Origin of the sequence: Haladaptatus sp. AB618 (assembly GCF_024136965.1) — an archaeon.
GTDB lineage: Archaea > Halobacteriota > Halobacteria > Halobacteriales > Haladaptataceae > Haladaptatus.
Genome location: NZ_JAMYJX010000001.1, coordinates 52,630 through 77,349, shown reverse-complemented (window position 1 = coordinate 77,349; position 24,720 = coordinate 52,630). Strand labels below are relative to the sequence as shown.

Sequence of the window (24,720 nt, the reverse complement as noted above, 5' to 3'; positions counted from 1 at the left end):
ATGGTACACGAATTCAAACTGCCCGACGTGGGCGAAGGCGTTGCGGAGGGCGAACTCGTCAGCTGGCAGGTCGAGGAAGGCGACCCCGTTACCGAGGACCAAGTGGTCGCGGAGGTCGAGACGGACAAGGCCATCGTCGAGATTCCCTCGCCCGTCGACGGAACGGTCAACGAGCTACTCGCCGAGGAAGGCGAAGTCGTTCCAGTCGGCAACGTGCTTCTCACGTTCAACGTCGAAGGCGAAGAGGAGGAGGAAGCTCCGAGCGAGACCGAAAGCGAGAAATCCGAGGAGACGACGGAGTCGGCCGAAGAGTCCGAAGTCCCGGAGACCGAAGAGACGGAAACGCCGGACGGTCGCGTCTTCGCGGCACCGAGTGCCCGACGGCTCGCACGCGAACTCGGCGTCGATATCGCGTCGGTCGAAGGAACCGGCCCGAGCGGTCGTGTGAGCGAACACGACGTTCGAGCGGCCGCCGAAGACGAGACGGAATCGGAAACCGAGGAAGAGACGGAATCGGTCGAATCCGAAACGACGACCGAGACCGGAACGACCGGTGGCAGCGCCGCAACAACCACGACCACCGCGGCTCCTCCGGCACAGGTCGAATCGGCGGACCGCGAGCGCACGCTGGCCGCACCGGCGACGCGCCGCCTCGCGGACGAGCAGGGCATCGACATCAACGCCGTTCCGTCCACCGAGGAACGTGACGGACAGGCGTTCGTCACGTCCGAAGCGGTGCGGGAGTACGCCGAGTCACAGCAGCAGGCACAGGCCGCGGACGCCGCCGCAGTCGCGACGGGCGAGACCGGGCCGCGCGAGGAGCGCATTCCGTACCGCGGGATTCGGCGCACCATCGGCAAGCAGATGCAGAAGTCGAAGTTCACCGCGCCCCACGTCACGCACCACGATTCCATCGACGTGACGGAACTGGTCGAGACGCGCGCCGAACTCAAGGATGTCGCCGAGGAGCGCGGCATCAAGCTGACCTACATGCCGTTCATCCTGAAGGCCATCGTGGCCGCGCTGAAGGACTACCCGTACCTCAACGGCGCACTGGACGAGGAGAACGACGAAATCGTCGTCAAGAACTACTACAACATCGGCATCGCCGTTGCGACGGACGACGGCCTGATGGTTCCCGTCCTCAAGGACGTGGACAAGAAGGACATGCTCCAGATCTCCTCGGAGATGAACGAACTCATCGAGAAGGCACGCGACCGCACCATCTCGCGCGAGGAGATGCAGGGCGGCACGTTCACCATCACGAACTTCGGTGCCATCGGCGGCGAGTACGCGACGCCGATCATCAACCACCCCGAGGTCGGTATCCTCGGTCTCGGTGAACTCAAGAAGCGGCCGGTCGTCGTCGACGACGACGTCGAAGCGCGCTACACGCTCCCGATTTCGATGTCCATCGACCACCGCATCATCGACGGCGCGGTCGTCGCGTCGTTCGCCAACCAACTGCTCGAATACCTGCACAACCCGCGACTGCTCCTGCTGGAGTAGTCGGAACGGGCGCTGCTGGAACGTTTTTTGCAGTTACAGATAGCTACACGGACGTTTCACGACCGCTTTCGAACGCGACTCCAGCGACGAATCCAAACCACGAAAGTCCCAAACCGAGGGCCGCCACGGCGAGGTTCGGTGTCGGTTCGACGCCGTCCAGAAGCATGAGACAACCGAAGGTCGATGCGCCGGTAAACGCACCTTGAGTCCAGTTCGGACCGTCGTTCGTTCGAAGCGCCGACCAGTACGGGATTGCCGTCGCCGTCCCGACGGTGTACACGACTGCGATTCCGGCGAGCAGAATCGATGATTCGGGCGTCCGTGGTTGGAGGAGCGCGATACCGCCGGTCACGGCCGCTCCGAGACGAGACCGATAGCGTAGCGGGAAAGCCGGTTCATAGTATCAGTTGTTGTAAGCGGAGTATAATTTTTACCCGGATTGTCGAACCCGACGTGGAATCGTGGTGATTGCTCACGTTCGTCTACTGCTCGGAGCTAATCCACCTGATTTTTTACCCGGTACCTACTCTAGTCCGATAATGGTCGTCGGAGATATCTCGACTGGAACTGAGGTGCTGGTGATCGGCGCGGGACCGGGCGGTTACGTTGCCGCGATCCGCGCGGGACAACTCGGACTCGACGTAACGCTCGTGGAGAAGGACGCCTACGGCGGTGTCTGCCTGAACTACGGCTGTATCCCGTCGAAGGCCATGATCACGGCGTCCGACTTGGCCTACGACGCCAGTCACGCCGAGGACATGGGCATATACACGAAACTCGACGTGAACTACGGCGAGATGGTCGAGTGGAAGGACGGCGTCGTCTCCCAGTTGACCGGCGGCGTCGAGAAGCTCTGTAAGGCGAACGGCGTCACGCTGATGGAAGGCCGCGCCGAGTTCGCGGACGACGGATCGGTTCGCGTCGTCCACGAGGGCGAAGGACAGGGTTCGGAGACGGTCGAGTTCGAGCACGCGATCATCTCGACCGGCAGTCGCCCGATCGAAATTCCCGGCTTCGAGTTTGACGGCGAACACGTCCTCGACTCGCGGATGGCGCTGGCGATGGACGACGTTCCGGAGAGCATCGTCATCGTCGGCGCAGGCTACATCGGCATGGAACTGGCGGGCGTCCTCGCCAAACTCGGCTCGGACGTCACCGTGGTCGAAATGCTCGACTCGGTGCTTCCGGCGTACGAAGACGACCTCGCACGACCCGTGAAGAAGAAGGCCGAGGAACTCGGAATCGACTTCCACTTCGGACAGGCCGCAAAGGAGTGGGAGGAGTCGGGCGACGGTATCACGGTCAGGACCGAAGACGAGGACGGCGAAGTCTCGGAGTTCGGTGCCGAGAAAGTCCTCGTGGCGGTCGGTCGCCGACCCGTGACGGACACGCTCGACCTCGAAAGCGCGGGCATCGAGACGAACGAGATGGGGTTCATCGAGACGGACGACCGCGCGCGAACCGAGAAGGACAACATCTACGCCATCGGCGACGTGGCGGGCGAACCGATGCTCGCCCACAAAGCGAGCAAGGAGGGACAGGTCGCCGCCGAAGTCATCGCCGGTGAACCCTCGGCGCTCGACTATCAGGCCATGCCCGCCGCCGTCTTCACCGACCCCGAAATCGGCACCGTGGGTCTGACCGAGGACGAAGCCGAAGAGCAGGGCTTCGAACCCGTCGTCGGTCGGTTCCCGTTCCAAGCCAGCGGCCGTGCGCTCACGACGGGCCACTCCGACGGCTTCGTCCGCATCATCGCCGACGAACCGAGTGGGTTCGTCCTCGGCGCACAAATCGTCGGACCGGAGGCCTCCGAACTCATCGCCGAACTCGGGATGGCCATCGAGATGGGCGCGACGCTCGAAGACCTCGCCGCGACGATTCACACCCACCCGACGCTCTCGGAAGCCGTGATGGAGTGTGCCGAGAACGCGCTCGGCCACGCGATTCACACGCTGAATCGATAAGCGGAGTCGAGACGAACCGTCGGCATCGTCCGAACGACCGTCAAAAAGGGAGATTATTTTTCCCGGTTACTACGTCAGTTCTCGTGAGCAGTGGTTAACAGCCGTCAGAGACCGTGATGGCCGCGTCGTCGAGGACGGCCTTGCCGCCCATCGTGTACGGACCGTCCATCTCCCCTTCCGAGGTGATGAAGTCGTAGGTACCGTTGTCGTTGGTGTCGAGGTGCGGCATGGCGATGAGCGTGGTGTCGCCCTCGAGCATATCCATGTCGTAGTCGCCGCCCGGAACCCCTTCGTACAGCGAGATTTCGATGTCCTCGTGCATACCCGCGTCGAGTTTATCGGAGACGCCGATGACGCTGTCGAGGACTTTGCCGTCGAGGAGACTGCTGTCGTGGATGGTGACGAATCCGCCGTCCGAGAGGGTCGCCTCGTTCACCCAGACGCGCTTGCCGTCGGACTTCTGGTCGCGGAAGCAGACGTCCGCGGTCGGCTTCGTGTCCATCTCGACGGTGACCTTCGCGTCGTCGAGGACGGCCTTGCCGTCCTTCGTGTACGGACCGTCCGCCTTGCCCTCGCTCTCCACGAAGTCGTACTCCTCGTTGCCGTTGGAGTCGAGATGTGGCATGGCGATGAGCGTCCCGTCCTCTTCGAGCATCGACATGTCCGAGTCGCTGCCGGGAACGTTGAACAGGGAGACCGACACGTCCTCGTGTGACCCGGATTCGAGGTAGCTCGAAACGCCGATGACGCTGTCGAGGACCTCGCCGTCGAGCAGGCTGCTGTCGTGAATGGCGATGAACCCGCCGTCGGAGAGCATCGCTGAATCGACAGTGACCATCGTGCCGTCGGAGGTCTGGTCGTCGAAGGTGACCGACGCCATCGGGTTGTCATCGACGGTGATCTTCGCGTCGTCGACGACGGCCTTGTCGTCCTTCGTGTACGGGCCGTCGGTTTTCCCGCCGGACGAGACGAACTCGTACTCGCCGTTGCCGTTCGAATCGACGTGCGGCATGGCGATGAGCGTCCCGTCATCTTCGAGCATCTTCTCGTCGAAGTCGGCGCCGTCCACGTCGAACAGGTTGACTTCGATGTCGGTGTGCGCCCCGGCGTCGAGTTTATCGGAGACGCCGATGACGCTCTCCAGTGCTTTCCCGTCGAGCAGGCGGTCGTCGTGAATGGCGACGAACCCACCCTCGGGGAGCGTCGCCGATTTGACAGTCACCGACGTTCCACCCGTCGTTTGGTCGTCGAACGTGACCGCCGCCGACGATTTCATCGCGATCGCGGTACTACTGAGCGCAACCGCCGAACCCGCCACGGCGGCACCCGCCAAGAACCGCCGACGTGATGTCGCGCTCGAATCGCCCGTCCCGCTTACCTCATCCGAATCTGGTGCAGTCATGATTAGCGACGATTACTATTTCCGAAGATGAACAAAAGAACATTTTCGCAAGTCTCACCCAAATTCATCCGACATCTGTTCGTCCCGGGTAGAAGCGTCAAGAGACGGGTTTGGCATCGACGGGTCGGGCAGAACGAGGAATATCGTCTCGCCGATACCACGGTCATTCAGCGGTCGTTCGACGACCGCTCGAACGGTCCGTCGAAGTGTATCGATGCGTGTGAGAATGGACACCACCCCCTCCATTTCGATTGGAAATCGAAGGACGAACGGATCACGCGAACTTCCGAACGGTGACGTCGAGCGTGTCCAAATCCACGATGGGTGCGTATCCCGAGTCGGGGTTGATGTTCACGCTCTTCTGGAAATCGGTTTGGGACTGCCAGCAACCGGAGTTCATGGCGAGCACGTTGTGGTACTTGCCGAAGCCGAGTTTGTGGACGTGGCCGGTGTGGAAGATGTCGGGGACCTCGTCCATGACGAGATAATCCTTGTCCTCGGGTGCGACACGCGTGTGTCCACCGTACTGCGGCGCGACGTGGCGCTTTTTCAGGAGTTGGTACATCGCCTTGTGCGGTTCCTCGTAACTCGCCTTCTCGGCGGGCATCTCGGCGATGACCTCGTCCAGCGAGACGCCGTGGTACATCAGCACCGAGACGCCATCGATGGTCACCGTCGATGGGTTGCTCGTGATACGCGCGTCGTGGACGTCCATGATGGAGCGGAGTTCGTCGTCGAATCCCGGTTGTGGTTCGGCGAGGCGAACCGCGTCGTGGTTGCCGGGGATCATGATGATTTCGAGGTCACCCGGGACTTCTTTCAGATACTCCGAGAACTGTTCGTACTGCTCGAAGATGTCGATGATGTCGAGTTCCTCGTCCTGATTCGGATAGATACCGACGCCTTCGACCATGTCGCCGCAGATGAGCAGGTATTCGACGTGTTCGGCCTCCTCGGAGTGGAGCCAACTCGTGAACCGATGCCACGCGTCGGCCATGAACTCCTGGCTCCCGACGTGAACGTCGCTGATGAGTGCCGCTTGGACGTGGCGGTCGGCGGTCGATGGCCGATACGTTCGGGGAACGTCCGGGAAGTGAAGCGAATCCACGAACAGGATACCCGCGTCACCAGAGAGGGTTCCTTCGACGGCGATGGTCTCGTCCAGCAGGAGTTCGTTCACGACGCCCGCGAACTCCTTGTCCTTCATGATGAGACACGGGAACGTTCCGTTCGTGTCTTCGAGTTCGACCAACCAGTGACCGCTCGCCGTCGAGCGAATGTCGCTTATCATGCCGACGATGGCGGCGTCGCTGCCGCCGGGCATGCTGGCGACGGCGTTCGTCGGGCGGGCGTTCACCCGGCCACGAAGCTTACCCGAGAGGCGTTGAAAGCGGTCGCGGAACACCGTGACGAAGTCGTCGTATTCGCCGGTTCCCGTACTCGCGCCCGTCATGTCGTTGACGATGTCCACCGACTGCTCGGTGAGAGTTCGTGACATGGACCCCTTCGTTTCGACTGGAGAATCCGTCCCGTTTGCTATCGATTTGATGGACGAAGTTCCACCTGAAGCGGAGGGGTTGGTATCAGTTGACGAGGGGGCATCGAGAACGCTCCGGACGTGTCCGACGGAGAGTTTCAGGGCGTCTTCGGGGGCGGATTCGACTGCACGTTCGACTGCCGCTCCGGGGTCGGGAGCGGACGCGAGAAGCGTGACTGCCTCCAAATCAGCGTTGTACCCGCGGCTCGTGAGTTCCTGAACGATGCGAGCCGGGGTTTCCAGTGGCACATATCTGCAGAGACGCGGATGGGGGAAAAGAGTAGCGAACCAACCCAGAAGGTTGACAATCAGTGAAAGAATAGCATGCCGTAATGAGTCCCCCAGACGAGTCGTCGTCGGACGGTATGCGGGAATTCGGTCCGGACGAATCAGGACCGATGGCGTGGGTTCGCTGGTTCCGTGAAACGGACAACGGGACCGTCGTTTTTCTGCGTGAGATGTTGGAGAGTGCCGCCGTCGTCGTCGCAATCGGCCTCATACTGTTCGCGGTCAGCGGCGTGTGGCCACCGATGGTCGCCGTCGAGAGCGGCAGTATGCAGCCACAGATGTATCGAGGCGACCTGATCTTCATCATGGACCAGCACCGTTTCGCGCCGAGTGCGGCACACGGGAATACGGGCGTCGTCACTTATCAGGAGGGCCAGCAAACGGGCTACAAGAAGTTCAACGATTACGGGGACGTCATAATCTATAAGAGATTCGGAGAGAGCGATCGGACGCCGGTCATTCACCGCGCTCGCTTCTGGGTGAACAAGAACGAGAACTGGTACGATAAGGCCAACAAGAACTACATCGGCGGTGCGGAAAACTGCGAGCAACTGCGCTACTGTCCCGCACCGCACGCCGGGTTCATCACGAAAGGGGACAACAACGGCGCGTACGACCAAGTGTACAACATCAGCGACCCGGTAGAACCGAGCTGGATTCGTGGGACGGCCGAGTTGAAGATACCGTGGCTGGGACAGATCCGCTTGTTCTTCTCCCAAGCGGCCGTGCCGAACCCGACCGCCTCTCAGCACGACGGGACCAACTACTCGCCCGCGATGTCGAGCCAGCGCCCCCAGCAGGCGACGAACGCATCGCAGTCCGCGGCAGCCGTCTGATTTCCGACCTATTCCCGCCGATTTTTATATACTCTGAGCAACATTGAGCGTTCATGAGCGACGAGAGCGATCCAGAACCGTGTGATGACTGTGGAGGGCCGTTGCAGGACGCGCTGGCTCGAACAGTTCGATTGACAGTCGACCGCTCACAGATCAACAGCCAGCGCCTCTGTCCCGAATGCTTCGCGGATTGGATAGACCGCTACGAAAACGAGATGAAGCCGAGTTCCGATGCCGAGCCGAAGGATTCCGAAATCATCGTGGACTAACCCCTTCTTTTCGTGTCGAAACCGAATGACTGCGGTCGAAAACAACCGCTGTATTTCCTGACGAAGCCGACCACGGAACCGATAGGGAGCGGTCAATAGTCGAAAGAAGATGGCAATATCGATGGTTATCGGGATATCGCTGGTTATCGGGACAATCGGCGGTAGCTGGAACCCCTTCGTTTCCAGTGAAAAATCGACAGCAAGCGTCCGATTTTGAGCGTTTTTACCCCCGGACGAAACGCACCACAGTACGACAACAGTTGTCGTTATTCGTCCTCGGTATCCGACCCGGTTTCTCCGTTCTCGTTCTCGTCCTCGTCTTCCTCGGCGGCGGATAGGCCGTCGTCGCCGCGTTCCAGCGCCTTCGGCGCGTCGCTGTACTCGGAGTAGCCGTCGAACCAGCGCACGATCCGCTCCAGTCGGTCCACGATGTGGCCCGGTTCGCCGCTGCGTGAGAGTTCGTGGCCTTCACGCGGGTAGCACACGAGGCGCGTCTCCACATCGTTTTTCTTGAGCAGGAGATACAGCATCTCGGCGTTGTTCACCGGGACGCGGAAATCGTTGTCGCTGTGGATGAGCAGGGTCGGCGTCGTCACGTTCTCGACGTATGCGGCCGGGGAGCGTTCCCAGAGGAACTCCGGTTCCTCCCACGGCGTCGTCCCGAAGTCCCACTCGATGAGCTTGAAGGCGTCAGTCGAACCGTAGAAACTGCTGAGTTCGTACACACCGCGCTGGCTCACGGCACCCTTGAACCGGTCGGTGTGTCCGACGATCCACGAGGTCATGTAGCCGCCGAAACTACCGCCGGTGACGAACATCTCGTGTTCGTCGATGTAGTCGCGTTCCGCGATGAGGTCGACCCCGGCCATCACGTCGGTCATCGTCGCGTCGCCCCAATCTCGTTCGATGGCGGCCATGTGGTCCTCGCCGTAGCCCGTCGAACCACGCGGGTTCGACCAGAAGACGACGTAGCCCGCGGCGGCGAGCGTCTGGAACTCGTGCCACATCGTTCCGCTGGTGGACCACATCGCGTGCGGGCCGCCGTGAATCTCGACGACCAAGGGGTACTGCTCGTCGACGTCGAAGTCCGGCGGCGTGAGAAGCCAGCCCTGAATCTCGATGCCCGCTTCGGATTCGAAACTGAGTTCCTCCGGTTGGCTGACCGCGCGGTCGTTCAGGTAGTCGGCGTTCGCGCGGGTGAGCCGATGGGTTTCCGCCCCGCCAGGTGTCGAGACGAACAGGTCCCCGGGGTGGTCCCACTCGGATTTCGTGTACGCGAGGGCGTCGGAACCGATCGAGAAGTCGGTGATATGCCCGTCGCCGACGACTCGCTGTGGGTCGTCGCTTCCGTCTCCCGGGACGCGCCAGATGACCTGATCTCCCTGATCCGGAGTGCCGAAGTAGACCAGTTCCTCGTCCGGGTTCCACTGTGGTTCAATCGCGAGCGTTCTGTCCAACGATTCGGTGAGCGTGACCGTCTCGCCGGAGTTCCGGTCGAACACCTTGAGTTCGGTCTGTCGAAGCGTCGCGTTATCCTCGGGCGAGAAGGCGTAGGCGATTCGACCGTCTGCCGTCGCGGTCAGTGATGCGCCCCACGCGCTGGTTTGGAAGAGCGTCTCCTCCTCCTCGGCGTCAGTGTCGTAGGCGACGATGTCGACGATGATGTTGTCGTCCGGGTCGCCTTCACGCCGCGCACCGAAGTACAGCGTCGTCTCGTCGCCCCACTCCGGTCCCACGTGGTCGAAGTCACCGTCCGTGACCCGTGCGACGGAAGCGTCGTCCAAATCCGCGAGATAGACGTGACTCCGCTTGCCGTCGAAATAGTTCTCCGCTGCACGGTAGATTTTCCGGTCGATGACGCGGGGGTCGGGCGTTTCCGGTTCGTACTCCTCGCCGTCGAGCGAGATGTCTCGCCCCTCCTCGCGGTCGTCCTCGGTGTTCGACTGGACGAACGCGATTTTCGTCCCGTCGGGCGACCATGCCAACTGTGAGACGCCGCCCACCACGTCCGTCACCTGTCGGGCCTCGCCACCCCCCGTGGGCATCACCCACAGCTGCGGCCGGTCGTCGTCCGCACCGCGCGTGCTGACGAACGCGAGTCGGTCGCCGCTCGGACTCCAACGAGGGTTACTGTCCACGCCCTCGCTGATGGTGAACTGCATCGGTTCGTCACCACCGAGCGGAACGATATACACCGCCGCCTCATACTCCTCGTCGTCCTTCGGAACGGAACGGACGAAGGCTACTCGCTCGCCGTCAGGTGAAACTCGTGGATCGTCCACGCTGACGAGTTCGTGATACTCGGTGGCACGTATCGTTTCCATATCCCTCCCTCGAAATCCGGGACGAATATACTTTCGCTTCGAAATACCATCATGGGGAGATGTTCGTCGGTCACGAGACGGAGCCGTATGGAAAGAAGCGATGCTCGACGCTCGACGGGAACGATTTCCGAGAAAGTGCGCCCACGCGGCGCTCGTAGCATGGCACGCGACAAACGGTACGCGGGCGCAGATAAAGATACGCTTTCAGTACTGTTAGGTCTATCGCCATGGTACGATAGGGACGATATCTATTCGAGCCCGTCCCACTCGGTGTGTTTTAGAGCGAGTGACAGTTGTCGGGATTGTGGACAGAAAATGATAGTTTAGAGATAAGACTGAGAGAATAAAGACGGGGGAGGATTTGGTCGTCAGATGTACTGGGAGGCGACGTTCATCGCCACCGCGAACGCCTTGGGTCCGAAAATCGCGAGCAGCGATTCGAAACAGAGCGACCCGATGGCGGAGAGGACGATGAAGTTCCGATCCCGCATTTCGCCGAACCCGGCCGGAACGGTCAACATACCGCGGGTGAACGGGAGCGTGTTGCTCAGTGGAATCGCGACCGGGCCCCAGCGCTGAAACCAGTGGTCGAAGCGGTCGAGCGACGAATCGTCGATCCGGAACCACGGTTTTTCCAGGAGGTACTCGCGGCCGCCGCGTTTTGCGAGGAGGAACAGGGCATACTGACCGATGGTCGAGGCGACGACCGCGACGCCGACGATGAGAACGATCATGCGATAATCGCTAGACGAACTGGCGAGCACGGCGACGCCGATCGGGACGACGGTTTCGCTCGGGGCGAAGTACAGCATCATCGCCCCTTCTAGGATGAAAATGAAGAACAGGGCGAACAGACCGTACTGGTGGAGCCATCGTTTCGCGAGCGTCTCGTCGCCGAACAGGAAGAGGAGGATTCCGGCGACAGCCGTGAGCGCGACGCCGCCCGCGAGCAGGAAAACGCCATAATCGGCGACGAACGTTCGGAGCGAGCGTGAATCCGTGGTGAACGACATCAGTGCCAAGCCGAAGACGGAAAGGATGAGGAGGGACGGGAAGGTCGTCTCGACCGCGACGAGCGAGGCGATATGCATCAAAACGGATATTGACGGGATGGGCTAAATGCGTTGTGACCCGTTCCCGGAGCGACGCGGTTTTGGGGATTCCGCCGGTAGCATGGATATGGACCTCACCGACCGTCCACGTCGGCTTCGTCGTGACGGAATCCGCGAGTTGGTCAGCGAAACGACCCTCGACGCGAGCGACCTCATCGCGCCCGTGTTCGTCGATGCGACGACGGACGAGCGAGTCGAGATCGAGTCGATGCCCGGACACGAACGCGTGCCGATCGACGAAAGCGTCGCACGAGTACGAGAGGTGCTGGAGACCGGTGTCCGTTCCGTGATGCTGTTCGGTATCCCGGAGTCGAAGGACGAGCGAGGGAGTCGCGCGTGGGCCGAAGATGGCGTCGTGCAGGAAGCGACGCGCCGGATCACGGACGAGACGGACGCGATGGTCATCACCGACGTTTGTCTCTGTGAGTACACCGACCACGGCCACTGTGGAATCGTGGAGGACCACGCCGCCGACGACCCGCAACTCACGGTGAAAAACGACGAAACGCTCGACCTCCTGCAAAAGGTCGCCGTCTCGCACGCGGAGGCGGGCGCGGAGATGGTCGCCCCCAGTAGCATGACGGACGGAATGGTCGGCGCGATTCGCACCGGGTTGGACGAGGCGGGCTTTTCGGACGTCCCCATCATGAGCTACGCCGCCAAATACGAGTCGGCGTTTTACGGGCCGTTCCGTGACGCTGCGGACGGTGCTCCCGCGTTCGGGAACCGACGGCACTACCAGATGGACCCGGCCAACGCACGCGAAGCCATGCGCGAAGTCGAACTCGACGTCGAGCAGGGCGCGGATATCCTGATGGTCAAACCCGCACTGCCGTACCTCGACATCGTGCGGGACATTCGGGCGGAGTACGACCATCCGGTCGCCGCATACAACGTCTCCGGGGAGTACGCGATGTTGCACGCCGCGAGCGAGAAGGGATGGCTCGACCTTCAGGAGACAGCGTTGGAATCCCTGCTTTCGATCAAACGCGCGGGTGCGGACCTGATTATGACCTACTTCGCGGAGGACATCGCCGACGAACTCGCGTAGCCGAAGACTCCCGAAACCCCTAAAGCCGCGATAGAGAACGTTTTCGGCCGAATAACCCCAAATCTCACGCGCATCGAGCGAGTCGAAGTGAACGGAAACGGTCGGCAAATATTGAATGGTCGTGAAACGTTTGTCCAGAAGTGGAACAACGAGTACCCAATTTCCGACCGTCTTACAACCTTAAATCGATTGTATGCGATAATAAGAGCGACGTTTGTCCAATTGAAGCCCATATAATTCGAAAGTTTTGACAACCAACGTTATATGGAATACTCCTGCTCTGTTGTACCATGACACAGAACACAGACAGGCAAGAATATTCGATATTCCTGGACAGTCTTCCAGACGATCTCGTTATCATCCCGACAGAGGGTAAGACGGATGAGTGACCTCGAAGTCATCGCACAGGGAATCAACCTCCTCTGGGTGCTCATTGCGACGTTCCTCATCTTCTTCATGCACGCCGGCTTCGCCATGCTGGAAGCCGGTCAGGTCCGCTCGAAAAACGTCGCCAACCAGTTGACGAAAAACCTCCTGACGTGGAGCGTCGGCGTGATGACCTTCTTTCTCGTGGGGGCGGCACTCTCGAGTATCGTCGGTCATCTGACCGGGGCGACCGGAGCATGGTCGGTCGTCGGTGAGTTCGCCGCCATCCTCGCCCCGACCGACGTCAATACGTGGGTCGACTGGCTGTTCGGTGCGGTCTTCGCTATGACCGCCGCGACGATCGTCAGCGGTGCAGTCGCGGGTCGGTGTAAGCTCCGCACGTACGTGGGGTACACCATCCTTCTCGCGGGGGTCTTCTATCCCGTCGTCGTCGGGTTCACGTGGGCGGGTGGCTTCCTCTCGTCGCTCGGGTTTCACGACTTCGCGGGAGGGATGATCGTTCACGGGATGGGTGGCCTCGCCGGATTGACCGCCGCGTGGATCATCGGTCCGCGTCTCGGTCGGTTCGATGAGGACGGAACCGCGAACGTCATTCCGGGTCACTCGGTGACGTTCGCGGCCCTCGGAACGCTCATCCTCGCCTTCGGATGGTACGGGTTCAACGTCGGCACCGCCGCGACGGTGTTTTCGGTGAAAAACGGGACGATTTCGCTGGCCGCATTCGAAACGGTCGGACGGGTCGCACTCGTCACGACGCTCGGGATGGGAGCGGGGACGCTCGGCGCGGGAGCGGTATCCCTGATACGCACCGGGAAGGTAGATACCCTCTACGTCGCAAACGGCTTGCTCGCCGGACTCGTCGGTATCACGGCTATCGCCGACGACATCGTGTGGCCGGGTGCGATCATCGTCGGCCTGCTGGCGGGTGCGCAACTCCCGTTCGTGTTCGAGTTCGTCGAAAAACGGCTCCAAATCGACGACGTCTGTGCGGTGTTCCCGGTACACGGATCGGCCGGTATCCTCGGGACGTTGGTGTATCCGCTCGTCGCAGTCGGGACCTGGCAGAGTTTCAGCCTCGGAGCGGTGCTCTCGGGACTCGCAGTGCAAGCGACCGGCATCGCGGTGATCGGTCTTTGGATCGTCGGAGCGACCATGGTAGTCTTCGGCGGTGCACGAAAACTCGGTCAGGCGCGTGTCACACCGCACCACGAGAAGGAAGGGTTGGACGCGAGCGAACACGGTGTCGAAACCTATCCCGAGTTCGGTCACGAGGGCACGCATGGCGTCGTTCCCGAAAGCCTCCGCACGGATGGTGGACGACCGAACGGCGGAAAGATAAAGCTCGTTACGGCCATCGTTCGCCCCGACAAGTTGGGAGACGTGAAACGGGGACTCGCCGAAGTCGGTGCCCCGAGCCTCACCGTCACGAACGTCAGCGGACGGGGGAACCAGCCCGCCAAGCTCGGTCAGTGGCGCGGCGAGGAGTACGTCGTTGACTTACACCAAAAGGTGAAGGTAGAGTGCGTCGTCGCCGATATCCCCGCCGAGGAGGTCGCCGAGGCGATTCGTGACGCCGCAACCACCGGCGAACCCGGAGACGGGAAGGTATTCATCCTCCCCGTAGAGGACGCGTATCAAGTTCGGACGGGGAAACAGGGACAGGATGCAGTGTAGAGAGTATAGCGACGAGGCCGCTAGTTGAAAAAAAGATAGCGAGGAGAGAAAACAGCGGCGAGATAGAGAGAGGGAGCGACGAAACGCAAGATAGCGATTTGGGATTTTTCGAATGGGATACGGGATAAAATCCCCCGAACCGAAACCACGGAGCGAAACCGATCGAATTCGTTACTCCGAATCGAACGTCTTCTCGGCCCATTTCACGGCGAAGGACGCACCGTGTTCGCGATAGGCCTGCGTGTCGAAGACGGCGAACGGAGCGGGTGGTTCGATACCGTGTTTGACGGCGCTACACGCGAACTCGGCGGCGTCCGAAAAGTCAGTTCGTCCCATCGCCACCTCGCGGGTAATGCCTTCCAGTCGCGGTTCGATTCGCTGGCCCGCGTCCTGCCACGCCTCGAACAAACGGGGGTGGGAACCGTCCCAATCGGCAAACACCTCTCGCGTGTGCAAACCGATGTACGCATCACAGAGAGCGACGGCGAGTTGGTACGTGCTCGCCGCGTCGAGCGGAACCGCGTCGGCGAATTCGGCGTACTCTTCCTCGAAGAATTCGAGGAAATGCTCGGGCATGTCGAGTCCGACTTCGACCAGCGCCTCCGCGAGCAGGAAATCGATGAACTCCTCGGGAGACCCTTGCACCCGAGCTTTTACGAAGACGACGGGTGGGTCAGTCTGGTGGGTCCACGCCACGCTTCCGTCGCCGGGCATGCCGACCACGAGGTCGTTTCCGGCGAAGCGGCGTAGTAGCTCGGGAGCGTCGTCGGGTAGCCACTCGTCCGGTGCCGAAAACGGGCACAGTTCGTCCGTCAGGAGCGCGAGGTCGTCCCGTGCCGGAATCGGGAGCGTCTCGAAATCGCGTTCGCAATCCAAGACGAGCGCGTTCGGTGCATACTCCTCCCGCACCGCCGTCACGTCTTGGGGAATGGTACGTTCGCGAAACATCACGCCGCGAGCGCGTATTGTGCGACGAGCACGATCGAGAGTAGTATCGCCAAAAGGACGGTACCGAGGACGATTTTTGTCGGAGTGTTCATACCCGTTTGTTTCCACTCGAACGCTTAAAATCTGGCTACTCGGCGCGGTACCCCTTCATTTCCACTCCAGATCGTCGTCAGTCGCGTCGATTCCGTCTCGGTGTCGAATTCACGAGAAACGAACTTGCGGCGAACGAATGAGGTGTGAGAACGGATCGAACGGCCCATCGTTTCGAGTGGAGCGGAAAGGTCAGTGTGATGATTGGGAAGATGGTGTGGTAGTTGCTTTGGAAAAAAGAGGTTCGCTGGTTCAATACACCTTATGTGCCGACTTCGGTGTTCGCAACCGTCGAGGTAACGAGACGGGCGACCCCGGATTCGAGGAGAAGCAGCAGGTTGTAACAGAGCGTCCCCCAAAATCCGAGGATCAAAAAGCCCCAGTCGGACGGGAATCCCGGATTGAGTGTCGCCAAAATGCCGTAGCCCAACAGCAAGTTGCCGAACGTCGCGACGACGTGGACCATCGAGGCGACGATGAGTTGTTCGTCGTGATCCGAGTTCGGATCGGAAAACAGGTTCTCGAACGTCACGCTCGCCAGGATACCGAACGCTATCAGCGCACCGGCGACGTAACAGAAGATTTCCGGAATTCGCGGTGAGCCGTACTGATTCATCAGTATCGCGCCGCCGCCCCAAACGGTCAACGTGTATCCGTACGCTTTCGACTCCGAGAGGAGACTCCGAGCGAGTTGCTTGGATGGATTCATACAACCAGTGTCTATCACGCCCGTCCAAAGACGCCATCCCTGCTATTGCACGCCGTTAAATAGAATCAGCTATCGACCGGGCCGGTCCACGAGTCGGGAACCTGAATGACGTAGCGACCGTTCTCCCGCATGGCGATAATGTACTCGTCGCGTTCGTACAATTCCATCAGGTTGAGTTCGTACTGGCCCGGTTCGACCACCTTGATGCTCTCGAATTGGCTGTTGAGCTCCTCCCGGAGTTCGTCGAGACTCGGTTGGTCGTCGTCCTCGGGTGGTTTGATGACAGTCCCCGTTCCGTCAGCACCTGGACGCTCCGGAAGTTCGTCCTCCGGAACGATTTCGGAACGGGCACTCGCCTGTGCCCGATCCTCACTCGAATCGACGGTTGGATCGACTGGCGAATCGGACGGAGAATCGACTGGCGAATCAGACGGAGAATCGGACGGAGAGTCCGTTTGCGAATCGACGGTTGGATCGGCCGGTGAATCGGTCGGCGAATCCGCTGACGAATCGGACGGAGAATCGGTCGGCGATTTTTGAGGTGGCGTCGAACGTGCGGACGCGCTCGGCTGAGAGGGTTTCTGCTCGCGTTCGGGTTGTCCCTGTTGTCGCTCGTTAGCGCTTGAATCCGAAGGTTCAGAGCGGTTACGCGAACCGACCCATCCTTTGACGGTACTCGTCGCGCGGCTAACCGCGCCCGTCTCGGATCGAGGGTCGGTGGCGGTCGAGTCGTCGGTTACCGTCGAATTGTCGGTGGTAGCCGCCGCAGCCTTCGGGTTCGAACCCGTCGTGGAGGCCTTCGTTTCGCCTGGAGACGGGGCGGATCCCGACGGTTGGAACTGGAACTTGTTGCCACCACAATCGGGACAACCGGACAACATCTCCTTCGACCCGTCAGCGAACGTCCGTCCACAGTTCGTGCACTTGTGGGGCATTATTTGTGGGAGATAAGCGCGCTGATGAGATTCTCGTCCTTGTGAAGCGTCTCGATCTGGTTTGCGGGGCCGATAACCGTGAGTTTCGAATCGGTCGACTCACGACCTATCAACCGACCGAGTAAGCCACCATCGGATGTCTTCGAGCGCGGGTAGGTCTCGATTTCGATACCACTGAACTCGTCGGGGCTGATCTCGGTCATCGTCACCTCGATAAGCTTGCTCTCCTCGTCGGGGGAGAGCCCCTCCTCTAGGATAACGATATTTCCATCACGGACACCGTCCAGTATCATCCGGATCTTCTCCATACTGGTCTTCCCGGCCATCCGCTCACCACCGATGAGGTCGACTTGGACGCCGTCGTCTGTATTTTTCACTTCTGGCATTGAGATCACCCGAAGTACTCCGCGATCTTCGTGTACACTTCATCCATGTTATCACCCTCCAGTGCGGAGAGTGGAATCGTCTCGTGTTGCGGATACGCGTTGCGAATCCGCTGGACGCTCGAATCGTCGAGGTCAGTTTTGTTCGCGAGGATAAGCACCGGCAGATCCTGACTCTCGATGATACCGATAAGCATCGTGTTCACCTGCGTGAACGGGTCAGTCGAGCTATCGAGAACGTAGATGACGCCGTCGACATCCTCACGGAGCCAATGCATCGCTTCCGCGACGCCTTCGGTCGCCTCGCGGGAGCGACGGACGGCGTCCTCTTTGTCCATATCGTGGTCGAGGAACTCCTCGTAATCGACTTTCGTCGTGACACCCGGCGTGTCTACGATGTCGATGGTGACTTTCCGACCGTCGCGTTCGATTTCGACGTTTTCCTTCCGTCGTGCGCGCCGTGTTTCGTGTGGAACGTGGCTTTCCGGACCGACGGCGTCACCAGTCCAATCGCGGGCGATGCGGTTGGCGAGCGTCGTTTTTCCAGCGTTTGGCGGTCCATAGATACCGATCCGTTTCGGCTCTTCCGATGTGAAGAGCTTGTCGGTCACACGTGCAATACTTTGCCTGAGACCAGTAAACAATCCCATCCTTTTTCCTCCCAGACCCCAGTGTCGGTTAGTCGCTCTAGACAAACCGTTGTCGAGATTGAGCCGGACGTACGGGGCTGTTGCGCGTAGAACTTTACGCCATTCACTTAAACCTATGTCAGACAACTCTTGACACAATTCACTCACGGAAGTGGGAAAGAAATGGTGTAAAAAGGGCACGACGGGAAGGAGATTGCGAACGAAAAACGATGGAATCGACGGACGCGAATTGCCGGAATGGTTGATTTTCTATCCAAACAAAACCTATTCCATTCGAACAACTTTCTCTCCATTGTGGCCAAATGACAGCCGATATGGATTTTGTACGTGCACAAACCTCTGCTGTTGCTCTTGGTTCGGTTGTCCATGCTTGGTTCGGTCGTCCATGCTTGGTTCGATCGATCGTGTTGTTAGTGGTTCCCGCGCGTGGAAAATGATCGACACATTGTATTGCCATCACGAAACCTCTGACATCGGAAATTCGTCTACGGGATGTGGTTTCCACTGGAAATAGAGGGGTTGCGATACTTGTGGGGGGTGATGTAGGTGGTCCGGACGAAGCCGATTGATGCTGAACCCCTCTTCGGGTAATGAATCTGTCTTCGGGTCGACAACGACTCGTGCGTGGCGCATCCGACCGATCGCAATATGACGTGCCATGGTACCATTGGACGAGGTCAGACACTAGCCACGAAGACGGAAAGGACGAGAACGGCAGGAACCCGATCGTCATCTGGGTGAAACAGTGCGCTGGAGAGAATGGCGAAGGTGATGATTATTTGACGATGTGTCGGACACCCCCACCCCTTCGTTTCAGGTGGAAACGGGAAAAGGCGGGTGGTGGGGTGTCAGAACCTGGTAACTTACAAAGAATACCTTCCTCTAGAAAAGTAAAGACTCTAGTTTGCGGATATTGTTAGCTAGACGTTGTAATAAAGGTTCCTGTTCTAGACTAGCCCCTCCCCCCACCCACCTTCGACCGCGTTCCACCCGAAACGAAGGGGTGGGGGGGTCCATAGACACGTGTTATCATTGACCGTGAGCTGTGTTTTACCCTCTTTCGATCCATCCGACCCTTCCATTTCATGTCCTCTTCTCGATACTGCCTTTCCTTGCCACTCGATCCCTCTCCGCGTTCCACCCGAAACACAGGGGTTGCGGTTTGAATCGAGACTCATCACCGTTTGAATTCGATACCGATCTCCACGATTATCTTCGATACCGATCTCCACGATTATCTTCGATACCGATCCCACTCCTCTAACTTTCCTTCCTTTTCCAGTCGAAACGTACGGGTACGAACCCGTTTCCAAAAGGGAACCTCGAATTGTCCGCTTGGTGTCTCTATCTTTCCTTGTATCTCTCAACCGACTTGCCGATTCCTTTCCGTCGTTCAGCATCCATCCTTTTTCCAACCTCTAACCATTCTCCACCTTCACCTTCTCCCCTCCACCCCAGTTTGTTCCAATTCTGTTTATTTCTTCAACCTTGTTTTCCCATCTACCCTTCTAATCTACTCTTCTAATCCACCCTTCTAATCTACCCTTCCGACTACCCCCTCAAACTATCAACTCTTCTGTCTCTGGTCCCATTAATTCGAGCCGAAACGATGCCGTTTCAGCGTGAAACGGGCAAAAACCCCTTTTCGTCCATCATTCGATCGATGAGAAAGATTTTAGTACTGTGCTGTACCTCTTTTTCATCTGCATCAACTGGACGCGCTGTTGCTTCTCCGGGAAGTAAATCGGGACGCTATTCCCCGCTTCCTCCGGTCTCTCTCCGCACGGCGTGCAATTCCAGTGGAAACAAAGGGGTACACAGCCGACGTATGTCAGACGAAAATACAGACTCGCCGAACGAACGAGACGGCCACACGAGTCGTGGTTTCGAGGGTATCGATTTGGATGATGTCGTCTTGGACGACTCGGACGAGGACGGCAACCACGGCCTGTTCGACGACCTGCTCAGTGGCGAGCCGATTTTTGAGAACAAGGAAGTACTTCGACCTTCCTACACGCCACACGAACTACCACACCGAAAAGAGCAGATCAACCGCATGGCGACCATCCTCGTCGCCGCACTCCGCGGTGAGACGCCATCGAACATCCTGATTTACGGGAAGACTGGTACCGGAAAGACAGCGAGTGCCAAATTCGTCAGTCAGGAACTGGAACGCACGTCGCAGAAATACGAGGTACCCTGCGAGGTCGAGTACATCAACTGCGAGATAACCGACACGCAGTATCGCGTCCTCGCACAACTCGCCAACAAGTTCATCGAGAACAACCTCGCCGAAATCGAGGGCCGAATCGAAGAGCTACAGGATATCCGCGATGGCGTCGCTGCCGAGTCCCAACAACTCGAAAACATCGATTTCTCATCGCTTACGGAAATCGAGGATCGAATCGAGGAACTCGAAGCCGACGCAGAGGAAATCGAGCCCGTCCCGATGACCGGGTGGCCGACCGACCGCGTGTACAACACCTTCTTCGAGGCCGTCGATTATCAGGAACGCGTCGTCGTCATCATGCTGGACGAAATCGACAAGTTGGTCGAGAAATCCGGCGACGATACCCTCTACAACCTCTCGCGGATGAACTCGGAACTCGACAACTCGCGGGTGTCGATCATGGGTATCAGCAACGACCTGAAGTTCACCGACTTCCTCGACCCTCGCGTCAAATCCAGCCTTGGCGAAGAAGAAATCGTCTTCCCGCCGTACGACGCGAACCAACTCCGGGACATCCTCCAGCACCGTGCGGAAGTGGCGTTCAAGGAGGACGCCCTCTCGGACGACGTGATTCCGCTGTGTGCTGCGTTCGCGGCACAGGAACACGGTGACGCTCGCCGCGCGCTCGACTTGCTCCGGACGGCGGGCGAACTCGCCGAGCGTGACCAGGCCGAGCGCGTGGAGGAGGGGCACGTCCGGAAGGCACAGGACAAGATCGAACTCGACCGTGTCGTCGAAGTCGTCAGAACGCTCCCCACTCAGTCGAAACTCGTCCTCTTTTCGACCATCTCGCTGGAGAAGAACGGCGTCCACAACATCAACACGGGTGAGGTGTACAACGTCTACAAACACCTCTGTGAGGAAATCGACGCCGACATCCTCACCCAGCGCCGTGTCACCGATCTCATCAGCGAACTCGACATGCTCGGTATCGTCAACGCCGTCGTCGTCTCGAAGGGTCGCTACGGGCGGACGAAGGAAATCAGCCTCTCGGTCCCGATCGACGAAACGGAGGCCGTCCTCCAGTCCGATTCACGACTCGGCAATATCGACGACATCCAACCGTTCATGCAACAGGCACGGTTCGATAGCTAACCCCGCTACCGCCGTCAAATCTCGCGGTACAAAAATTTCGACTGCACAAATATCTCGCCGCACTCCCCTCGTTTCCACTCGAAACACTCCCCTTCGATCGTTTTATTTTCCAACTAACTAGTGACCGTCCGTCGGTATCAGACGATCTGTTCACCGTCGTCGTCGTACACCTTGATGGCATCCACTGGACAGACGCGGGCGGCCATCTCGGCGTCGAACTCCTCTCCCTCGGGAACGTCGCGGACGAAGATACCTTCCTCCTCTTCTTCACTGTCAAGCAGGTCAGCTTTGCCTTCCTCGCGGTTTTCCGCGAACTGATCCCATTCCGCGGTACACTGGAACATTCCCGTACAGGTGTTCCGGTCGTATTCGATCTTCATACGTACTCCTCCGATGTGTGCCCTCAAAGGGATGACGGAGCGGTCGCCGGGGGTGAGAGAAACCGATGCTCGTCGTTGATCGAAGTATCTTCCCACCGTACGCACCCGACAGTTTAAACGGTAAGACGCGCCAAACGATGGTAATGACCGGACTCGCACCGCGCACGCAGGGTGAGCGTGCGTGAACGTCGCCGATTTGACGGGCTTGCCGGACGGCGTTCCCGAACACTTCCAGGCACAAGGAATCGAGGAACTCTACCCGCCACAGGGGGAGGCCGTCGAGGCGGGAATCACCGACGGCGAGAGCATCGTCGCCAGCATTCCGACGGCGAGCGGCAAGACGTTCATCGCCGAACTCGCCATGCTTTCGAGCGTCGCCCGCGGTGGCAAAGCCCTCTACATCGTTCCCCTCCGCGCACTCGCCAGCGAGAAGAAAGAGGAGTTCGAGGAGTTCGAACAGTACGGCGTCTCCGTCGGCGTCTCGACAGGCAACTACGACAGCGACGGCGATTGGCTCGCCTCGAAGGACATCATCGTCGCCACGAGCGAGAAGGTGGACTCGCTCGTTCGGAATGGCGCGAAGTGGGTGGACGACCTCTCCTGCGTCGTCGCCGACGAAGTCCACCTCGTCAACGACGCTCACCGCGGTCCGACGCTCGAAGTCACGCTCGCCAAACTTCGACGCGTCAACCCGAACCTCCAGACCGTCGCGCTGTCGGCGACCGTCGGTAACGCCGAGGAGATGGCCGAATGGCTCGACGCCACCCTCGTGGATTCGACGTGGCGACCGATCGATCTCAGAAAGGGCGTCCTCTACGGGCAGGCGCTCCACTTCGACGACGGGACACAACAGGAACTGGCGCGCGGAAACGAGAAGGAAACCGCCGCACTCGTCCGAGACACGCTCGAAGACGGCGGGTCATCGCTCGTGTTCGTCAACTCCCGTCGGAACGCGGAGGCGTCGGCGAAACGGCTCGCGGACGTTACCAAGACCCATCTAACCGACGAGGAGCGTCGCGGACTCCTCGACATCGCCGATCAAATCCGTGACGTGAGCGACACGGAGACGAGCGACGACCTCGCAACTGCCATCGAGAGCGGAGCAGCGTTCCACCACGCGGGACTCGCCAGTGAACATCGGTCGCTCGTGGAAGACGCGTTCCGCGACAAACTCATCAAGGTCATCAGCGCGACGCCGACGCTCGCGGCGGGTGTGAACACTCCGAGCAGACGCGTCATCGTCCGCGACTGGCGTCGATACGACGGCGACATCGGCGGTATGCAACCGCTCGACGTGCTCGAAGTTCACCAGATGTTCGGGCGCGCGGGACGTCCAGGCCTCGATCCGCACGGCGAAGCGGTGCTCATCAGCAAGAGTCACGACGAACTGCAGGAACTGTTCGACCAGTACGTCTGGGCCGACCCGGAACCGGTCCACTCCAAACTCGCGGCGGAACCCGCGCTTCGAACCCATATCCTCGCTACCGTCGCATCCGGGTTCGCGGGGACGGAGGAGGAACTGCTCGACTTCCTCGAACGGACGCTGTATGCGACCCAAACCGACGAGACAGGCCGACTCGAAACCGTCACCCAACGAGTGCTCGACTATCTCGAACGGAACGGCTTCCTCGAACGCGACGACCGACTGCGCGCGACCGGACTCGGCCATCGCGTCTCGCAACTGTATCTCGACCCGATGAGTGCCGCCGAAATCATCGACGGCCTCCGGGAGGCGGAGGGCGAACCGACCGCCCTCAGTCTGTACCACCTCGTCTCGCGTACGCCGGACATGTATCAACTCTATCTGCGCTCCGGCGACCGCGAACGATACACCGAAATCGCCTACGAGCGCGAACCCGAGTTCCTCGGACACATGCCCTCGGAGTTCGAGGACAACGCCTTCGAGGATTGGCTTTCCGCGCTGAAGACCGCCCGCCTGCTCGAAGATTGGGCGAGCGAACTGGACGAAGACCGCATTACCGAGCGCTACGCCATCGGCCCCGGCGACATCCGCGGCAAAGTCGAGACGGCACAGTGGCTGCTCAACGCGGCCGAGCGATTGGCCGCAGAACTCCAGCGCGACGATGTCGAGGGAATTCCATCCGCGACGACGACCGCCGTCAGGGAGGCGCGAAAACGCGTCGAGTACGGTGTCGAGGAGGAACTGCTCGACCTCGCGGGCGTCCGAAACGTCGGTCGAAAACGCGCCCGTCGGCTGTACGAAGCCGGTATCGAGTCGCGGGCTGACCTCCGTGAGGCGGACAAATCGGTCGTCCTGGGTGCGCTCCGCGGCCGGAAGAAGACGGCCGAAAGCATCCTCGAAAACGTCGGACGACAGGACCCATCGCTGGACGACGTCGAACCCGACACTGAAACCGCGGTGGCGAGCACTCGGGCGGCCAACGACAGCGGCCAGCAGAGTCTCGGTGATTTCGAATGAAACTGGTCGAAGGACGGGTGACGATCACGGACGTAAACGACTTCGTCGCCCGTCTCGGGTCGATCGGCGACGAGTTCGATTGTGCCGTTCAGGCTTTCGACGCCGACTACGTGGCCGGAAGAGACCATCTCCAATCCGCGGTGGACCACGCGAACCGTTCGTTCGAACGCGGTGAGAACGTCGCTCACGACCGATCGGTCGAAATTCTCCTGTACGCGGCGGGCCGTCGCCAGATCAATCAGGCGCTCGCGATGGGTATCTCGGAGGGTGAACAACGCGTCGTCGTCGTGGTCGATGGTGAGCGGGAACGACCCGCCGCGGATGCCGTCTCCGAGTTGGTGACTCCCGCAGAGACGCTCGGAACCGCGACCCGCGACTCCGTGTTCGAATTTTTCGAGATTTCGGAACGGGAAGCGGCGACGACGACTGTCGATCTCTCCGACCTCGTCTGCGAACGAGTTGCCTTGCTCGAAGTGGACAAGTAGGCTGACGGTGGCCGATTTTGAT

At 59.9% G+C, this 24,720-nt stretch carries 20 protein-coding genes; 9 read left to right on the top strand and 11 right to left on the bottom strand.

Going from position 1 to position 24,720, the window contains the following annotated elements:
* The gene (locus tag NKF26_RS00405) at positions 1 to 1,509 is read left to right on the top strand and encodes a 2-oxo acid dehydrogenase subunit E2 (protein WP_253233889.1); all 1,509 of its coding nucleotides are present in this window, start codon (positions 1 to 3) and stop codon (positions 1,507 to 1,509) included.
* A gap of 43 nt (positions 1,510 to 1,552) precedes the next feature.
* Here NKF26_RS00405 and NKF26_RS00400 read toward each other — a convergent pair whose 3' ends face one another.
* A complete protein-coding gene (locus NKF26_RS00400) occupies positions 1,553 to 1,861 on the bottom strand; it encodes a hypothetical protein (RefSeq protein WP_253233888.1) in 309 nt (102 codons plus the stop codon).
* A gap of 187 nt (positions 1,862 to 2,048) precedes the next feature.
* Between NKF26_RS00400 and lpdA the strand changes: the two genes are divergently transcribed.
* Entirely contained in the window at positions 2,049 to 3,473 is a 1,425-nt protein-coding gene (gene lpdA, locus NKF26_RS00395; protein WP_253224780.1) for a dihydrolipoyl dehydrogenase, read from the top strand.
* Between the two features lie 94 nt (positions 3,474 to 3,567).
* On the opposite strand, the gene NKF26_RS00390 is transcribed toward lpdA, so the two are convergent.
* Together NKF26_RS00390 and NKF26_RS00385 are read right to left on the bottom strand one after the other, a co-directional pair.
* Positions 3,568 to 4,875, bottom strand: coding sequence for a twin-arginine translocation signal domain-containing protein (locus NKF26_RS00390; RefSeq protein ID WP_253224779.1), 1,308 nt, complete (start codon positions 4,873 to 4,875; stop codon positions 3,568 to 3,570).
* A 274-nt stretch (positions 4,876 to 5,149) separates the two neighbouring features.
* Positions 5,150 to 6,661: a DNA-directed DNA polymerase II small subunit gene (locus NKF26_RS00385; RefSeq protein ID WP_253224778.1), complete on the bottom strand. Its 1,512-nt coding sequence runs from the start codon at positions 6,659 to 6,661 to the stop codon at positions 5,150 to 5,152.
* Positions 6,662 to 6,744: 83 nt separating this feature from the next.
* On the opposite strand from NKF26_RS00385, the gene NKF26_RS00380 reads away from it, so the two are divergent.
* Together NKF26_RS00380 and NKF26_RS00375 are read left to right on the top strand one after the other, a co-directional pair.
* Positions 6,745 to 7,536: a S26 family signal peptidase gene (locus NKF26_RS00380; RefSeq protein WP_253224777.1), complete on the top strand. Its 792-nt coding sequence runs from the start codon at positions 6,745 to 6,747 to the stop codon at positions 7,534 to 7,536.
* A 53-nt stretch (positions 7,537 to 7,589) separates the two neighbouring features.
* Positions 7,590 to 7,805, top strand: coding sequence for a hypothetical protein (locus NKF26_RS00375; protein ID WP_253224776.1), 216 nt, complete (start codon positions 7,590 to 7,592; stop codon positions 7,803 to 7,805).
* A 266-nt stretch (positions 7,806 to 8,071) separates the two neighbouring features.
* Here the strand turns inward: NKF26_RS00375 and NKF26_RS00370 are convergent, their stop codons facing one another.
* Together NKF26_RS00370 and NKF26_RS00365 are read right to left on the bottom strand one after the other, a co-directional pair.
* Entirely contained in the window at positions 8,072 to 10,129 is a 2,058-nt protein-coding gene (locus tag NKF26_RS00370; protein WP_253224775.1) for a S9 family peptidase, read from the bottom strand.
* A gap of 368 nt (positions 10,130 to 10,497) precedes the next feature.
* Positions 10,498 to 11,220 (bottom strand): DedA family protein, encoded by a 723-nt coding sequence (locus NKF26_RS00365; RefSeq protein WP_253224774.1) that lies wholly within the window; start codon positions 11,218 to 11,220, stop codon positions 10,498 to 10,500.
* A gap of 88 nt (positions 11,221 to 11,308) precedes the next feature.
* On the opposite strand from NKF26_RS00365, the gene hemB reads away from it, so the two are divergent.
* Together hemB and NKF26_RS00355 are read left to right on the top strand one after the other, a co-directional pair.
* A complete protein-coding gene (hemB, locus tag NKF26_RS00360; protein ID WP_253224773.1) occupies positions 11,309 to 12,292 on the top strand; it encodes a porphobilinogen synthase in 984 nt (327 codons plus the stop codon).
* Positions 12,293 to 12,673: 381 nt separating this feature from the next.
* Positions 12,674 to 14,353, top strand: coding sequence for an ammonium transporter (locus tag NKF26_RS00355; RefSeq protein WP_253224772.1), 1,680 nt, complete (start codon positions 12,674 to 12,676; stop codon positions 14,351 to 14,353).
* Between the two features lie 171 nt (positions 14,354 to 14,524).
* Here NKF26_RS00355 and NKF26_RS00350 read toward each other — a convergent pair whose 3' ends face one another.
* The 5 genes from NKF26_RS00350 to NKF26_RS00330 all read right to left on the bottom strand — a co-directional run bounded on the left by NKF26_RS00350 (position 14,525) and on the right by NKF26_RS00330 (position 18,068).
* Positions 14,525 to 15,301: a hypothetical protein gene (locus NKF26_RS00350; RefSeq protein WP_253224771.1), complete on the bottom strand. Its 777-nt coding sequence runs from the start codon at positions 15,299 to 15,301 to the stop codon at positions 14,525 to 14,527.
* Positions 15,302 to 15,653: 352 nt separating this feature from the next.
* A complete protein-coding gene (locus tag NKF26_RS00345; protein WP_253224770.1) occupies positions 15,654 to 16,100 on the bottom strand; it encodes a hypothetical protein in 447 nt (148 codons plus the stop codon).
* 65 nt (positions 16,101 to 16,165) lie between these two features.
* The gene (locus tag NKF26_RS00340; protein ID WP_253224769.1) at positions 16,166 to 17,035 is read right to left on the bottom strand and encodes a Zn-ribbon containing protein; all 870 of its coding nucleotides are present in this window, start codon (positions 17,033 to 17,035) and stop codon (positions 16,166 to 16,168) included.
* Positions 17,035 to 17,421, bottom strand: coding sequence for a DUF2073 domain-containing protein (locus NKF26_RS00335; protein WP_253224768.1), 387 nt, complete (start codon positions 17,419 to 17,421; stop codon positions 17,035 to 17,037). The genes NKF26_RS00340 and NKF26_RS00335 overlap by 1 nt, the downstream gene beginning before the upstream one ends.
* A gap of 5 nt (positions 17,422 to 17,426) precedes the next feature.
* A complete protein-coding gene (locus NKF26_RS00330) occupies positions 17,427 to 18,068 on the bottom strand; it encodes an Era-like GTP-binding protein (RefSeq protein ID WP_231186207.1) in 642 nt (213 codons plus the stop codon).
* A 1,828-nt stretch (positions 18,069 to 19,896) separates the two neighbouring features.
* Between NKF26_RS00330 and NKF26_RS00325 the strand changes: the two genes are divergently transcribed.
* Positions 19,897 to 21,393, top strand: coding sequence for a Cdc6/Cdc18 family protein (locus NKF26_RS00325; RefSeq protein WP_066139759.1), 1,497 nt, complete (start codon positions 19,897 to 19,899; stop codon positions 21,391 to 21,393).
* Positions 21,394 to 21,530: 137 nt separating this feature from the next.
* Here NKF26_RS00325 and NKF26_RS00320 read toward each other — a convergent pair whose 3' ends face one another.
* Positions 21,531 to 21,773 (bottom strand): ferredoxin, encoded by a 243-nt coding sequence (locus tag NKF26_RS00320; protein WP_253224767.1) that lies wholly within the window; start codon positions 21,771 to 21,773, stop codon positions 21,531 to 21,533.
* Between the two features lie 181 nt (positions 21,774 to 21,954).
* Here NKF26_RS00320 and NKF26_RS00315 point away from each other — a divergent pair, with 181 nt between their 5' ends.
* Positions 21,955 to 24,213: an ATP-dependent DNA helicase gene (locus tag NKF26_RS00315; RefSeq protein WP_253224766.1), complete on the top strand. Its 2,259-nt coding sequence runs from the start codon at positions 21,955 to 21,957 to the stop codon at positions 24,211 to 24,213.
* Positions 24,210 to 24,698, top strand: a complete 489-nt coding sequence (cgi121, locus tag NKF26_RS00310) for a KEOPS complex subunit Cgi121 (protein ID WP_253224765.1) — start codon at positions 24,210 to 24,212, stop codon at positions 24,696 to 24,698. The genes NKF26_RS00315 and cgi121 overlap by 4 nt, the downstream gene beginning before the upstream one ends.
* The last annotated feature ends 22 nt before the right edge of the window (positions 24,699 to 24,720 follow it).

Coding starts and splice junctions, on each gene's coding strand:
- NKF26_RS00405 (WP_253233889.1), top strand. CDS start 1: ATGGTACACGAATTCAAACTGCCCGACGTGGGCGAAGGCGTTGCGGAG.
- lpdA (WP_253224780.1), top strand. CDS start 2,049: ATGGTCGTCGGAGATATCTCGACTGGAACTGAGGTGCTGGTGATCGGC.
- NKF26_RS00390 (WP_253224779.1), bottom strand. CDS start 4,875: ATGACTGCACCAGATTCGGATGAGGTAAGCGGGACGGGCGATTCGAGC.
- NKF26_RS00380 (WP_253224777.1), top strand. CDS start 6,745: ATGAGTCCCCCAGACGAGTCGTCGTCGGACGGTATGCGGGAATTCGGT.
- NKF26_RS00375 (WP_253224776.1), top strand. CDS start 7,590: ATGAGCGACGAGAGCGATCCAGAACCGTGTGATGACTGTGGAGGGCCG.
- NKF26_RS00370 (WP_253224775.1), bottom strand. CDS start 10,129: ATGGAAACGATACGTGCCACCGAGTATCACGAACTCGTCAGCGTGGAC.
- NKF26_RS00365 (WP_253224774.1), bottom strand. CDS start 11,220: ATGCATATCGCCTCGCTCGTCGCGGTCGAGACGACCTTCCCGTCCCTC.
- hemB (WP_253224773.1), top strand. CDS start 11,309: ATGGACCTCACCGACCGTCCACGTCGGCTTCGTCGTGACGGAATCCGC.
- NKF26_RS00355 (WP_253224772.1), top strand. CDS start 12,674: ATGAGTGACCTCGAAGTCATCGCACAGGGAATCAACCTCCTCTGGGTG.
- NKF26_RS00350 (WP_253224771.1), bottom strand. CDS start 15,301: ATGTTTCGCGAACGTACCATTCCCCAAGACGTGACGGCGGTGCGGGAG.
- NKF26_RS00345 (WP_253224770.1), bottom strand. CDS start 16,100: ATGAATCCATCCAAGCAACTCGCTCGGAGTCTCCTCTCGGAGTCGAAA.
- NKF26_RS00340 (WP_253224769.1), bottom strand. CDS start 17,035: ATGCCCCACAAGTGCACGAACTGTGGACGGACGTTCGCTGACGGGTCG.
- NKF26_RS00335 (WP_253224768.1), bottom strand. CDS start 17,421: ATGCCAGAAGTGAAAAATACAGACGACGGCGTCCAAGTCGACCTCATC.
- NKF26_RS00330 (WP_231186207.1), bottom strand. CDS start 18,068: ATGGGATTGTTTACTGGTCTCAGGCAAAGTATTGCACGTGTGACCGAC.
- NKF26_RS00325 (WP_066139759.1), top strand. CDS start 19,897: ATGTCAGACGAAAATACAGACTCGCCGAACGAACGAGACGGCCACACG.
- NKF26_RS00320 (WP_253224767.1), bottom strand. CDS start 21,773: ATGAAGATCGAATACGACCGGAACACCTGTACGGGAATGTTCCAGTGT.
- cgi121 (WP_253224765.1), top strand. CDS start 24,210: ATGAAACTGGTCGAAGGACGGGTGACGATCACGGACGTAAACGACTTC.